At 62.1% G+C, this 12181-nt stretch carries 15 protein-coding genes; 3 read left to right on the top strand and 12 right to left on the bottom strand.

Features of this window, described 5'->3' with window-relative positions; genetic code table 11:
• Positions 1-80 precede the first annotated feature (80 nt).
• The 4 genes from WNY80_RS05440 to rplS all read right to left on the bottom strand — a co-directional run bounded on the left by WNY80_RS05440 (position 81) and on the right by rplS (position 3915).
• Entirely contained in the window at positions 81-914 is an 834-nt protein-coding gene (locus WNY80_RS05440) for an amino acid ABC transporter permease (RefSeq protein ID WP_342886348.1), read from the bottom strand.
• 201 nt (positions 915-1115) lie between these two features.
• Entirely contained in the window at positions 1116-1916 is an 801-nt protein-coding gene (locus WNY80_RS05435; RefSeq protein WP_342886347.1) for a transporter substrate-binding domain-containing protein, read from the bottom strand.
• 966 nt (positions 1917-2882) lie between these two features.
• Positions 2883-3143, bottom strand: coding sequence for a flagellar basal body rod protein (locus WNY80_RS05430; RefSeq protein WP_342886346.1), 261 nt, complete (start codon positions 3141-3143; stop codon positions 2883-2885).
• Between the two features lie 214 nt (positions 3144-3357).
• Positions 3358-3915: a 50S ribosomal protein L19 gene (gene rplS, locus WNY80_RS05425; protein ID WP_342886345.1), complete on the bottom strand. Its 558-nt coding sequence runs from the start codon at positions 3913-3915 to the stop codon at positions 3358-3360.
• A 294-nt stretch (positions 3916-4209) separates the two neighbouring features.
• On the opposite strand from rplS, the gene WNY80_RS05420 reads away from it, so the two are divergent.
• Complete coding sequence (locus WNY80_RS05420) at positions 4210-4953, top strand: sulfite exporter TauE/SafE family protein (RefSeq protein ID WP_342886924.1); 744 nt, start codon at positions 4210-4212, stop codon at positions 4951-4953.
• Here WNY80_RS05420 and trmD read toward each other — a convergent pair.
• The 8 genes from trmD to WNY80_RS05380 all read right to left on the bottom strand — a co-directional run bounded on the left by trmD (position 4938) and on the right by WNY80_RS05380 (position 10230).
• Complete coding sequence (gene trmD, locus WNY80_RS05415) at positions 4938-5642, bottom strand: tRNA (guanosine(37)-N1)-methyltransferase TrmD (protein ID WP_342886344.1); 705 nt, start codon at positions 5640-5642, stop codon at positions 4938-4940. The two genes, WNY80_RS05420 and trmD, sit on opposite strands and share 16 nt — an antisense overlap.
• A complete protein-coding gene (rimM, locus tag WNY80_RS05410) occupies positions 5639-6205 on the bottom strand; it encodes a ribosome maturation factor RimM (RefSeq protein ID WP_342886343.1) in 567 nt (188 codons plus the stop codon). The genes trmD and rimM overlap by 4 nt, the downstream gene beginning before the upstream one ends.
• Before the next feature lie 208 nt (positions 6206-6413).
• A complete protein-coding gene (gene rpsP, locus WNY80_RS05405; protein ID WP_342886342.1) occupies positions 6414-6824 on the bottom strand; it encodes a 30S ribosomal protein S16 in 411 nt (136 codons plus the stop codon).
• Positions 6825-6905: 81 nt separating this feature from the next.
• Positions 6906-7202: a chorismate mutase gene (locus WNY80_RS05400; RefSeq protein ID WP_342886341.1), complete on the bottom strand. Its 297-nt coding sequence runs from the start codon at positions 7200-7202 to the stop codon at positions 6906-6908.
• A 10-nt stretch (positions 7203-7212) separates the two neighbouring features.
• The gene (gene ffh / locus WNY80_RS05395; RefSeq protein WP_342886340.1) at positions 7213-8790 is read right to left on the bottom strand and encodes a signal recognition particle protein; all 1578 of its coding nucleotides are present in this window, start codon (positions 8788-8790) and stop codon (positions 7213-7215) included.
• A gap of 225 nt (positions 8791-9015) precedes the next feature.
• Entirely contained in the window at positions 9016-9408 is a 393-nt protein-coding gene (locus WNY80_RS05390; protein ID WP_342886339.1) for a type II toxin-antitoxin system HicB family antitoxin, read from the bottom strand.
• A gap of 30 nt (positions 9409-9438) precedes the next feature.
• Positions 9439-9624, bottom strand: a complete 186-nt coding sequence (locus tag WNY80_RS05385; protein ID WP_342886338.1) for a type II toxin-antitoxin system HicA family toxin — start codon at positions 9622-9624, stop codon at positions 9439-9441.
• Positions 9625-10062: 438 nt separating this feature from the next.
• Positions 10063-10230 (bottom strand): hypothetical protein, encoded by a 168-nt coding sequence (locus WNY80_RS05380; RefSeq protein ID WP_342886337.1) that lies wholly within the window; start codon positions 10228-10230, stop codon positions 10063-10065.
• Between the two features lie 98 nt (positions 10231-10328).
• On the opposite strand from WNY80_RS05380, the gene WNY80_RS05375 reads away from it, so the two are divergent.
• Both WNY80_RS05375 and WNY80_RS05370 read left to right on the top strand, forming a co-directional pair.
• Positions 10329-11270 (top strand): DUF4424 family protein, encoded by a 942-nt coding sequence (locus WNY80_RS05375; protein WP_342886336.1) that lies wholly within the window; start codon positions 10329-10331, stop codon positions 11268-11270.
• Between the two features lie 264 nt (positions 11271-11534).
• Positions 11535-12170 (top strand): hemolysin III family protein, encoded by a 636-nt coding sequence (locus WNY80_RS05370; RefSeq protein WP_342886335.1) that lies wholly within the window; start codon positions 11535-11537, stop codon positions 12168-12170.
• Positions 12171-12181 lie beyond the last annotated feature (11 nt).

The raw sequence follows: 12181 nt of genomic DNA, 5'->3' as shown, positions 1-12181 counted from the left end.
GATTGAATTCCGATATTATTCAACCGCTTGCCGGAATTTCCACCAAGATATCAGGGGTTTTGCGGCCAGCCATGCATGGGCTAGTCGCGCCGGCCCGAGCGTTCCTCGTCGGCCCGCCTGAGCCGCTTTTCCAGCGCCCGCAGGCCGAGCGACAGGCCGACCGTCAGCAGCAGGTAGACATAGGCGACGATCGAATAGGTCTCGAAGAACCGGAACGAGCCCGAGGCATAGACCTTGCCCATCTGCGTCAGGTCGGCAACGCCAAGCACCGAGACCAGCGAGGAATCCTTGATCATGGCGATGAAGTCATTGCCCAGCGGCGGCAATATGGTGCGGATCGCCTGCGGCAGCACGACGAAGCGGAAGCGTTGCAGCGGCGTGAGCCCGAGCGCCTTGGCGGCTTCGACCTGCCCCCCGTCCACCGACAGGATACCGGCGCGGAACACTTCCGAGATGAAGGCGGAATAGCCGATGGTCAGCGCGATGATCGCCCGCCACAGCAGTGACACATCCCGCACCAGCAATTCATCCAGCAGCCCTGCCTCGATCAGCGGCGTCATCAGCGCGTTCCAGGCAATCACGAAGCCCGGCGCGCCGACAAAGGCGATGTAGAACAACAGCACCAGGATCGGGATGCCGCGGATGATCTCGACGTAGAATCGCGCGATCTGACGCAGTATCAGCGATTTCGAAAGCCCCATCACCGCCAGCAACAGCCCGAAGCCGGTGGCGAGCGTGAAGCCGACGATGGTGACGAAGATGGTGATCCAGACGCCCCTGGAGACGATGGTGAAAATCTGGCTGTAGAGATCGTTGACCGCGATCTGGACGGCGAGAAACAGCGCAATGCCGCAGGCGGCCAGCAGCCACCAGGGAAAGTCGGGCTTGTCGGTCGATTTCGGCGCTGGTGTCACGGCTGCAAACTTCCCCCGGAGACACCCTCCGGCGCCGGGCGCCTGAACAGTTGCTCCCGCACCCCGCCCTGCCACTGGTCGGCATCGCTCTGGACGCTGAGCGTGAAACCGGGTTGCCCCGCGTAATAATCCATGTGCAGGCCGAGAACGGCGCCAGGCGCCCCCGGCCTGTAACCGTCAAAACCGAGCGGCATCAGCGGCTCAATCGCCGAGCTTGTAGTCGAGGAACCACTTCTTGTTGATGGCGTCGATGGTGCCGTCGGCCTTCATCGAGGCGATCGCCGCATTCACCGGCCCGACCAGCTCCGAGCCCTTGGGGAAGATGAAGCCGAAATCATCCGAGCCGAGCGGGCCGCCGACCAGCTTGAGGCCGCCATCGGAGGCTTCGACATAGCCCTTGCCGGCAACGCCGTCGGTGAGAACCATGTCGACATCGCCGGTTTTCAGGGCCTGCACGGTGGCGCCGAAGGTTTCCATCAGCTTGATGCGCTTGTTCTGCTCGTCGCCGTCGAGCACGTCATAGACGGCCACGTAGAACGGCGTGGTGCCCGGCTGCGCGCCGACCAGCCCGTCCTCGAACGCCGCGAACGATTCGGCATCGTCAAACCGGTCCTCGTCGCCGCGCACCAGCATGAACATTTCAGAGCGCAGATACGGATCGGAGAAGTCCACCTTCTCCTTGCGGTCTTCCTTGATCGAAATCCCGGTCATGCCGATATTGTACTGCCCGTCCGACACCGACTGGATCATCGCGTCCCACGAGGTGTTCTGGTATTCGACGGTGAAATTCAGCCGCTTGGCAATCTCGTTCATCGCGTCATATTCCCAGCCGATCTGCTCGCCGGTTTTCGGGTCGATGAACTGCAGCGGCGGGTAGGCGTTTTCGGTGACCACCACCACGGTTTCGCCACCCATATCGGGCAGGTCTTCGGCCTGGGCCGGAACAGTGAAGGCCAGTGCGGCGGCAGTGGCGGCAAAGATCAGGGATTTCGCGAAAGACATAATGGGCTCCCTCATGAGGTCTCGGGCGCTGAAAATGATGTACCCCGGGGGTACTGGTTGGGGCCGCACTTTGCAATGCCGCACCCTCTGCCGCAAGAGGGAGATTGAAGCAGGCAGCAGGACTTGCGCCCGCGCGCGTCAACGCCGGAGCTTGAACAGGCTGAAGTCCGGAGGGCCGCACGCAGGCTGTGCCGTTCGGAATTGGGTTTGGTGTGCATGTTCCGTCAGAAACGGAGACATGCGGGGTGGCGCAGCTTGCGCGCGGCCCGAGCTTTGCCGGATGGTGTCCACACCCGGCAGGCAGTTGCTTGCCGCTTTTTCGCCGCCCGGACACGGGCGACCGTAAGCGACGGGTGGCTTCGTCCGGCACGGGCTGGGCCTTGCGTTGACGATCCGGGCACGCCAGGGCGACGGCGATTGAACGCCACGCCCATCCCGCATCCGCAAGACGGCCCGCCACAGGCCCGTCTCCACCCTCACCCTGACAGCCGGCCGGCGCTGGCCGGGCACAAGGGGCAAGGATGGCTCCGGTGGCTGGCTTGGCCGATCATCCCGGAAAGAATGATCCTGCTGCCAGCGGAACCCGCCGGTGCACCGCCTCCTCCCTCGACCCGCCGCACGTTACGACAAGCCCCCGGAGGCCTTCCTCCCGCCTGGACCGGCACGTTGGCGGTCCATCCGGCAGCGGGAGCGCCCGGATTATGGCATGGGGTCGGGAGGGTGTGGAAAAAGTGGGAGGATTTGTGCCGCGCTCCGTCGTCATCCCCGGCCATCGAGCCGGGGATCCATTCCGTGATTTTTCCCTGTCCACAGCCTTTGGAGAGATTGCGGGATGGGTCCTCGGGTCAAGCCCGAGGATGACGACGGAGAGACTGTGCCCCAATGACATCCGGAAGATGCTGCCCGCAATTGACCCGGAATAGCTGGAGCATGAAGGCGGACAGGCGCCGGACGGAGTTAGCCGTCTCAATCCCGCTTGATGGTCATCAGCACGTCCCAGAGGTCGGCGCCGGCCTCGAGCACCAGGGCGTTGGCCTTGTAGCCGATTTCCGCCTGCCTGAGGTTGAGCAACTCGTTGGCGAGGTCGATTTCGGCGTCGGTTTCCGATGCCGAACCTGTTTCGGACATGGGGCCGGAACCGGCGATGTTGCCGGCGGCCGTGAGCAGGCGGTTCTGCTCGGTCTGCATGCCCGACAGCGCGGTGCTCATCACGGATGAAAGGCTCATTCTGGTCCTGCCATGGAAAATTGCGCCTGCAAGTGAAGCGCCAGTCTCGCGCATCCGGATTAGCAGGAGATTAATCCGCACCCGCAGATTTGAACGATTGCCCGGACACGGGTGCCCTGCCCCGGCGGCGGTCCTTGCCCCGAACGCAAAAAGCGCCGGTTGCCCGGCGCTTTTCATCCGATCCCGAAGGATCGTCAATTCTTGATGGAGCGGCTTATTCGCTCTTGGCTTCTTCAGCCTTTGCAGCCGCTGCTGCTTCGTCGGCTGCTGCCTTTGCGGCTGCGGCTTCAGCGGCTTCGGTTGCTGCCTTCTCGGCGGCCAGAGCCTGTGCTGCTGCGACCTTCTCGGCCTCAAGCCGTGCCTTCTCGGCGGCCAGGGCTGCGCGCTCGGCATCGTTGAGCTTGCGGGCGCGGGTGCCGGTGTTCTCGACGATACGAGCCGACTTACCGCGACGGTCGCGCATGTAGTAGAGCTTGGCGCGACGGACCTTGCCGCGGCGGACCACTTCGACGGCTTCAACCAGCGGCGAGTAAATCGGGAACACGCGTTCCACGCCTTCACCGTAGGAGATCTTGCGAACGGTGAAGCTTTCGTTCAGGCCGGCACCGGCGCGGGCGATGCAAACGCCTTCGAAAGCCTGCAGACGGGTCCGCTTGCCTTCCGTCACGCGGACCTGGACGCGCAGGGTGTCACCGGCGGAAAATTCTGGAAACTTGCGGGAAGCTTCGATCTTGGCGGCCTGTTCGGCCTCCAGCTGGGCAATAATGTTCATGGTCCTTGACCTTTCGTTCTTCTCAAACGGTCAGAGCGCTCTCATCTCGCCATCTGGCATGTCCCGGTTTCGGGATCATCCTGGTGGCTATGCCGGTAAAGGCAGGAGCGGGTTCACCATTCATTGTTTGGCAGGCGCCGCATCACACGGCTGTCGGACTTTGCCGATCGGGGGGCCAGATACACCATCGCTACTGTTTTGTCACGCCCACGGCAGCAAAATTGTGCGCGGACTTGCGAGGCGACCTGCGCAATGCTCTATAGCCGGTCACTTCAGCTTTCCAAATGGCGTGCCATGTCTGTCTTCGATGTCATCCTTCTTTTCAGCGCCGGCTTCCTGTCGAGCGTCGTCAATGCCATTGCCGGCGGCGGCACATTCCTGACCTTCGGCGCCATGACGCTTGCCGGCGTGCCGCCGATCATGGCCAACGCCACCTCCTCGGTGACCCAGTTTCCCGGCTACGTCACCTCGGCGCTGGCCTACCGCACCGAAATCCGCGAGGGCGGCCGCGAGGTCTGGGTGCTGGCAGGCCTGTCGCTGGTGGGCAGCCTTGCAGGCGCGCTGATCCTGGTGTCGATGTCCAACCCCTCGTTCCGCTCGCTGGTGCCGTGGTTGCTGCTGGCGGCGACCCTGATCTTTGCCGCCGGGCCCTACCTGCGGCCAAAACACCTGCATGCCGAACAGCCGATTACCCCGATGGGCATGGTCGGCCAGTTTGTCACCTCGATCTATGGCGGATTTTTCGGCGCCGGCATGGGCATCATGATGCTGGCCGTGCTCGGCGTGACCAAGGGCGGTGACTACCACAAGCTCAACGCGCTGAAGAATGTCATCGCCGTGGTCATCGCCTTCGTCGCCATCCTGGTGTTTTCCAGCGGCGGCGTCGTCGCCTGGGTGCCGGCCCTGATCATGATCCCCGCAGGCGCACTCGGCGGCCACGCCGGCGTCTGGGCAGCGCGGCGGGTGCCACAGGCGGTGATCCGTGCCGTGGTGGTCGTTATCGGCCTGCTGCTGACGGGCTATTATTTCGCTAGCTGATCGTCGTTGCCTGCAAGAAGATCCGGCCGCCGGTCCCGCGTCAGCTTCAGGGATTGAGCCTGGCGCCAGTCCTCGATTGCCTTGTGATTGCCCGAAGTCAGCACCTCGGGGATCGCCCGGCCTTCCCATTCCGCCGGCCGCGTGTAGTGCGGATGCTCGAGCAGCCCGGTCTCGAAACTCTCCTGCGTGCCCGATTCCGCGTTGCCCATGACCCCGGGCAGCACCCGGATCACCGCATCAAGCAGTGTCAGCGCCGCCGGCTCGCCGCCCGAAAGCACGTAATCGCCGATCGAGACCTCCTCGAGATTGCGTGCCTCGATCACCCGCTGGTCGACGCCCTCGAACCGGCCGCAGACAATCACCACGCCCGGCCCTTCGGCCAGTTCACGCACCCGGGCCTGTGTCAGCGGACGCCCGCGCGGGCTCATCAGCAGCCGTGGCCGCGGATCACCCTCGGGGCTGACCGCATCGATGGCTGTCGCCAGCACATCGGGCCTGAGCACCATGCCGGCGCCGCCGCCCGCGGGCGTGTCGTCAACATTGCGGTGCTTGCCGGTGGCATGGTCGCGGATGTTGACCGGCTCGATCAGCGCATCGCCGCGTTCCAGCGCCCGCCCGGCCAGCGAATGGCCGAGATGGCCCGGAAACATCTCCGGGTAGAGCGTCAGCACGGTGGCGCGAAAACTCACTTGCCTGCCTCGCCGCCGTCCCCATCGCCCTCGTCATCATTGCCGGTGTCGATCAGCCCCGCCGCCAGCGGATCGACCAGGATCCGCCCGGCCTCGAGATCGACATTCGGCACCGCCGCCAGCGTGAACGGAATCACCACCGGCTTCCGGCCCTCGTCGCGCAGTTCCAGAAGGTCGCCGCCGCCGAAATCGAGCACGCCGGAGATCGTTCCCCAGAACCGGCCCTCGGCATCCCACGCCTCCAGCCCCTCGAGATCGGCGTGGAAGTATTCGCCCTCTTCCAGTTCCTCGTCATCGAGGCTGGAGCGGTCGATGAACAGCTCGAGGCCTTTCAGCGCTTCGGCTGCATTGCGGTCGTTGATGCCGCGGAACCGCACCACAACCACCGTCTTGGCAAAGCGGTGATCGAGGATCTCGAAACGGCGGCCATCCTTGGTATAGAGCGCACCGTATTCCGCGATCGCCATCGGATCCTCGGTGAACGGCTTGACCCGGACTTCGCCGCGAATGCCCTGCGCGGCGCCGACAACGCCGATGAGAATGGGGTGCTCAAGCTTGGTCATGGACAACTCCGCTGCAGCGCCGCGCATTCCCTTGAATGCGCAAAGGCCGCTGAAACATTCTAAAACGATGCATCTACGTTACCGTTCAAATGAAACCATGTGAACGCGACATGCATGAGTGAAAGACCAACGCGAAACGGGCGGCATCAAGCCGCCCGCACTATGGCGCAGAACGTGCATCCGTCAGGATGACCAAACGCTGTGCTGATTATTCTGCAGCTGCTTCTTCGGCAGGTGCTTCAGCCGGTGCTGCAGCGGCTTCGGCTGCGGCGGCTGCTGCATCCTCTTCCTTCTGCTTCTTCTCGGCAGCGCGTTCCTGCGCCTTCTTGCCCGGCAGCGCCTTGTTCGGGTTGTTGCGGGCTTCGCGGGTCATCATGCCGGCTTCGGCCATGAAACGGGCGACGCGGTCGGTCGGCAGCGCGCCGTGGTCGAGCCAATGCTGGATGCGTTCCTGGTTGAGGCTGACGCGGGTGGCGTCGTCCTTGGCCAGCATCGGGTTCCAGTAGCCCAGACGCTCGATGAAGCGGCCATCGCGCGGGCTGCGCACGTCGGCAACGACAACGTGGTAGTAAGGACGCTTTTTGGAGCCGCCACGGGCCAGACGAATTTTCAGTGCCATTTTCTTTTCCTTCGATTGTGCAGTTTTGTTGACTGTTTGGTTGGTCTTTGTCGGGCACCGGAGAGCGCCAGATCGGTGTGATTACTTCGCAGCCGCCTGCTTGTGATGCTGGATCACTTCGCGGATGACGAATTCGAGAAACTTCTCGGCGAAATCCGGGTCGAGATCGGCGGATTTGGCCAGTTCGCGCAGCCGGGCAACCTGCTCGGCCTCGCGGTTCGGGTCGGATGGCGGCAGGTCGGCCGAAGCCTTCAGCGCGCCGACAGCCTTGGTCACGCGGAAGCGCTCGGCCAGGATGTGGATCAGCGCGGCGTCGAAATTGTCGATCGACTTGCGAAAAGTCTGAAGCTGCGCGATCGCGTCGGTGTTGGTTGTCATGTCCCGCCCCTCACTTCTTCTTCGGCAGGCCGGGAAGGCCGCCGCCGAGACCGGGAAGCTTCGGGCCGCCCAAACCTGGCAAACCGCCCGGCATTCCACCCGGAAGCCCGCCGGGCATGCCGCCCTTGCCGAGGCCCGCGGCTTCGGCCTGCTTCTGCAGCGCTTCGAGCTGCTTGGGATCCATCTTCGACAGATCCGGCATGCCGCCCATTCCGCCCATGCCGCCGGGCAGGCCCATCTTCGAGGCGAGACCGCCCATGGCCGCGCGCATCATGCCGCCGCCCTTGCCCTTGCCGCCCATGGCTTTCATCATGTCGGCCATCTGCCGGTGCATCTTCAGAAGCTTGTTGATCGCCGCCGCATCGGTACCCGAACCGGCCGCGATGCGCTTTTTGCGCGAATGCTTGAGAAGGTCTGGATTGGCGCGCTCCGCCTTGGTCATCGAGCCGATGATGGCGAGCTGGCGGGCAAACGTCTTGTCGTCCATGCCGGCCGCCGACATCTGGTCCTTCATCTTGCCCATGCCGGGCATCATGCCCATGATGCCGCCCATGCCGCCGAGCTTCTGCATCTGCCTGAGCTGGTCGGCCAGGTCATTGAGATCGAACTTGCCGCTCTTCATCCGCGCGGCCATCGCCTGCGCCTTGTCGGCGTCGAAATTCTCTGCCGCCTTCTCGACCAGCGAAACGATGTCGCCCATGCCGAGAATACGGTCGGCAACGCGGCGGGGATGGAATTCCTCCAGCGCGTCCATCTTTTCGCCGGTACCGATCAGCTTGATCGGCTTGCCGGTGACGGCCCGCATCGACAGCGCCGCGCCGCCGCGGCCGTCGCCGTCCATGCGGGTCAGCACCAGGCCGGAAATGCCGACGCGCTCATCGAAATTGCGCGCCAGGTTGACCGCGTCCTGACCGGTCAGCGCATCGGCGACCAGCAGGATCTCGTGCGGATTGGCCCGGCTTTTGATCTCGGCCATTTCGGCCATCAGCGGCTCGTCGATATGGGTGCGGCCGGCGGTATCGAGAATGACCACGTCGTGGCCGCCAAGTTTCGCCGCCTGCACCGCGCGTGCAGCGATATCGGTTGGCGACTGGCCGGCAATGATCGGCAGGGTGGCGACGCCTGTCTGTTCGCCCAGCTGCCTGAGCTGCTCCTGCGCTGCCGGACGGCGCGTGTCGAGCGAGGCCATCAGCACTTTCTTGCGGTCGCGCTTTTCCATCCGCGCGGCAATCTTCGCCGATGTCGTGGTTTTACCGGACCCCTGCAGGCCGACCATCATGATGACGACGGGGGCGGCGGCATTGAGATCGATCGGCACGCCTTCTTCGCCAAGCAGCGCCACCAGCTCGTCATGGACCAGCTTGACCACCATCTGGCCCGGCTTGATCGACTTGACGATTTCGGCGCCGACGGCCTTCTCGCGCACCCGGTCGGTAAACCCGCGCACCACTTCCAGCGCCACGTCGGCCTCCAGAAGCGCGCGGCGAACTTCGCGCATGGCTTCCGACACATCCTTCTCCGACAGGGCGCCGCGCCCGGTCAGATTGTTGAGGATGGAGCCAAGCCGGTCCTGGAGATTTTCAAACATAGGGTCGTCCTGTTTTTGCTGAAGAGATCTCCAGCACATATGGGGCGAGCATCAAGCAAAGCCAAACAGCACCCGAGGGCGCATCGCGCTGTCGGGTGTTGGCCTCCGGGATCGATTTATACCAATTAGGGTCCCGGTCGGCGGCTCGGAGTCATGCTCGTCGCAGATTTGAGCGGGATAAACAGGAAAAGCGTGGCTGAGTCAAGGTTTGGGGGTGTGACGGGTTTAACCGGCGATTTCGCGCCGTGCCAGATCGGCCAGAAACGCCGAACGTGTCAGGCCACGCTCGCGTGCTGTCGCGTCCACTGCCGCCAGAAGCCCCGCATCCATGGTGATATTGGCCTTGGTGGTGCGGCCGCTCAATCGGATTACGGGCACGGCCAGCAGGAAGGCGCCTTCCTTGAGATCGCGTGCCACGTCCGCATCTTCGCGAATGACCTCAAGGGTGCGCGCTTGCGGCAACGGCTCACCCTCCAGATGCAGCGCCAGCGCTTCGCTGGCATTGGCCAGCAAATCATCAAGCTCATCAGCGGCGGAAAAGCATCCCGGCACATCGGGAAAATGAACGCCAAAGGCGCTGTCCCCATCCTGATGCACGACGCCGATATAATGACGCATGGGAATTCTCCTTGTCGCTCAAGCCAATTGTCACTCAAGCCAACCGGCTTGTTTGTAGATGGCGCGGACGGTTCCGACCGGCAGATCCCGTTTCGGATGCGGCACCGTCACGGTCTTGCCGTTCTTTCTGAATTTGTGGTGCGAGCCGCTAACCTTGACCAGCTCGAATCCGTCTTTCTCGAGCCGCCGAATGATCTGCCGACTGTTCCGCTCCATCGGAAACACTCCGTTATGCGCATATATATACGCCTAGGAAGGCAAGAATCAAGACCGTTAGCTTTCAGCTTTTCCGGAAGGTATCTAAAGGGCAATCGCGCAAAACAGTCTGAAACGACGCCCAATGAGCGCTCTCGCTGAATTCGGGCGCCTATGATTATCTTAAGCACGCAAGCAGGTCCAAAAGCGGCAGGACTTGAATGAGAGAAATCATCAGCGGGGGAGTCTCTCTCATTCTCATAACGTCAGCCGCTGCCGTCCAAAACGATAACGGATGCGAATTGAAAACCGTTGAGATTCGCGAAAAGACCGAGAATGGCCTGCAAAAAGAGAATTCACAGAACCGAGTGAAAGCTAAGCGCGTTCAATAATGGCTTGGGTTCATAATCCGGCTTATGCGCCCCGCAATAGCCTCAACCAACCTGTCCCAAGCCCAAATTACCGCAGCGTCTGCATTCCCCGATCAAGCAATTCACGGATGAAACGCCGGGATTTCATGTCGCGCTTTCCAGCCTCGGCCTTGACGGTCGCAAGCTGGCTTTCCGGCAGGCGCATGTTGAGGCGCGCGCCGGTACCACTTACCGCAGCCTTGCGATTGGCATTCATGGACCAGCCGCATAGTCTGGGCAGAAGGTTTCTGCCTTCGGGCCGGTTGTGCCCGTTGAGACGCTCAAGAGATTTCCGATACCGGAAGGACGTGGACGATGACGCTCCAATTCCCACTCAGCGCTGGTTTTCTGGCCTTGTTTCTCGCCTCCGGCCAGGCGCTGGCAGACGACGCGGTTTCCGGATACCCGGCGGGTGGCGTGGTGTTCAAGTCCGACAAGGACGTATCGGTTGCGCGCGAGGATATCGACCTTTCGGCCGCTCGGGTTCATGTCCGCTACGTTTTGGTCTCGAATGCCGCCGCTCCGGTTGTGAAAACCTTGCGGTTTGCCATGCCGAAGATGCCGCAGGACGATACACCCGATAGTCTCATCGAACTGGCGCCAGGCAGGGCGCGGGACAATCTGAAAAACTACATGGACTTTCAGGTTTTGGTCGATGGGAAACCGGTTGCGCCGAAGCATCATGAATTTGCCTGGTCCGGGACCAGGAACCTGACTGCCGACCTTTTGGAAATAGGTGTGCCGATTTTTGCCGCCACCCGGGATGCGCGGGAAAAGCTTGGGCAATTGCCGGACAAGATCAAGCATCAGCTTGCCATGCAAAAACTCATTTCGGGTCACGGCGACGGCATCATGCCGGGCTGGGATTATCAGTCGGTGTATGAATGGCAGCAATCCTTTGCGCCCGGCGAGACCGGGATCGACATCACCTACAAGCCGATCCTCGGCTACCCGAACGACATGGGTCCGCATGGGCTGACCGATGATTTCAAGACGGCCTATTGCATCCCGCCGGACTTTTTGGGGGACCGTGCGCAACGCGCCGGCATGCTCGGCGAGGTGGCGGTTCTTGGCTACCTCGCGCGTGACACGGACCGACCAATCGGCGAATTTCATCTGAAGGTGGACGAAGGTGCCGACACGCTGGCCTCGCTATGCGTGCCCGCCGGGCTGACAGCCACGAACAAGCCGATGGAATGGGCGGCCAAGGATTTCACCCTGAAGAACGATGTGAAGGTGCTGTTTCTGGTTCCGTGAGGCTGACTGCTGCTTTCGCAACCACTGCAAGCCCATCGAGCCGGATTGCCATTGCGGTTCTGGGCAAGGCAGCAGCCTTCTGCCTGTCGGGCGATTCACAAACGCGCGCCTTTTCTTCCCATAGCGGACAAGCTTCTTGCCCCCCCTTGACAATCTGCCATTCCAATTGCTCGAACGGCAGCAACAATTCCCGGTCCGTCCTCCTTAATCTTGCCCGCTTGTCCTGCTATCAATACATCTTGATATTGAACTTGAAGGCAAAGAATGTATCCCGAATATACAAGATCTGAACGCGTTGCTGACGGCAGCATGCACGCCATTGGCGTCATCGGGTCGGTGCTTGGGGCCGTTCTGTTATTGATGTGGTCTGCCCCGGTCGCTTCGCCTTGGGAAGTGGCTGCAATATCTATTTATGCGATCACGCTGATTGCCACTTTCACAGCCTCGGCGTTTTATCACATGACCCCGTGGGAGAGCATCCGGCCGGTTCTGCGCCGAATCGATCATGCCGCGATCTATCTGAAAATCGCAGGCACCTATACGCCACTGGTTGTGATGATTGGCAGCGGCATGGCCTATGTCGTGCTTGGGGTGGTCTGGGCCCTGGCGATCATCGGCATGACGCTCAAGCTGGTGTTCTGGAGCACGCCTGGCCGTTTTGGCCCTGCGCTTTATCTGATCATGGGCTGGATGAGCGTTGTCCTTGTGTGGTCATCCTGGGGGAAACTGCCATTTGGATATATCGCCGCCGGTGGGTTGCTCTACACCGTTGGCGTGGTTTTCCATGCGTCCAAGACGATGAAGTTCGCAAACGCGATCTGGCATGGATTTGTCATCGCAGCTTCTGCCTGTTTTTTTGCGGCCATCTCGGTTCTGGTGACGCAATCCGGTTCGCTGTAGCAGCATCGGCG

The sequence above is a fragment of the Hoeflea sp. AS16 genome, from assembly GCF_038900095.1.
Taxonomy (GTDB): domain Bacteria; phylum Pseudomonadota; class Alphaproteobacteria; order Rhizobiales; family Rhizobiaceae; genus Hoeflea.
The sequence above is the reverse complement of the archived record's forward strand: the minus strand, read 5'-3'. Positions and strand labels throughout refer to the sequence as shown.

What these genes read in the sequence shown, in the direction of transcription:
- WNY80_RS05385 (WP_342886338.1), bottom strand. Translation starts at nt 9,624, where the DNA reads ATGGAGCGGAACAGTCGGCAGATCATTCGGCGGCTCGAGAAAGACGGA.
- WNY80_RS05390 (WP_342886339.1), bottom strand. Translation starts at nt 9,408, where the DNA reads ATGCGTCATTATATCGGCGTCGTGCATCAGGATGGGGACAGCGCCTTT.
- WNY80_RS05380 (WP_342886337.1), bottom strand. Translation starts at nt 10,230, where the DNA reads ATGAATGCCAATCGCAAGGCTGCGGTAAGTGGTACCGGCGCGCGCCTC.
- WNY80_RS05420 (WP_342886924.1), top strand. Translation starts at nt 4,210, where the DNA reads ATGTCTGTCTTCGATGTCATCCTTCTTTTCAGCGCCGGCTTCCTGTCG.
- WNY80_RS05400 (WP_342886341.1), bottom strand. Translation starts at nt 7,202, where the DNA reads ATGACAACCAACACCGACGCGATCGCGCAGCTTCAGACTTTTCGCAAG.
- ffh (WP_342886340.1), bottom strand. Translation starts at nt 8,790, where the DNA reads ATGTTTGAAAATCTCCAGGACCGGCTTGGCTCCATCCTCAACAATCTG.
- rimM (WP_342886343.1), bottom strand. Translation starts at nt 6,205, where the DNA reads ATGACCAAGCTTGAGCACCCCATTCTCATCGGCGTTGTCGGCGCCGCG.
- WNY80_RS05435 (WP_342886347.1), bottom strand. Translation starts at nt 1,916, where the DNA reads ATGTCTTTCGCGAAATCCCTGATCTTTGCCGCCACTGCCGCCGCACTG.
- rplS (WP_342886345.1), bottom strand. Translation starts at nt 3,915, where the DNA reads ATGAACATTATTGCCCAGCTGGAGGCCGAACAGGCCGCCAAGATCGAA.
- rpsP (WP_342886342.1), bottom strand. Translation starts at nt 6,824, where the DNA reads ATGGCACTGAAAATTCGTCTGGCCCGTGGCGGCTCCAAAAAGCGTCCT.
- WNY80_RS05370 (WP_342886335.1), top strand. Translation starts at nt 11,535, where the DNA reads ATGTATCCCGAATATACAAGATCTGAACGCGTTGCTGACGGCAGCATG.
- WNY80_RS05375 (WP_342886336.1), top strand. Translation starts at nt 10,329, where the DNA reads ATGACGCTCCAATTCCCACTCAGCGCTGGTTTTCTGGCCTTGTTTCTC.
- WNY80_RS05430 (WP_342886346.1), bottom strand. Translation starts at nt 3,143, where the DNA reads ATGAGCCTTTCATCCGTGATGAGCACCGCGCTGTCGGGCATGCAGACC.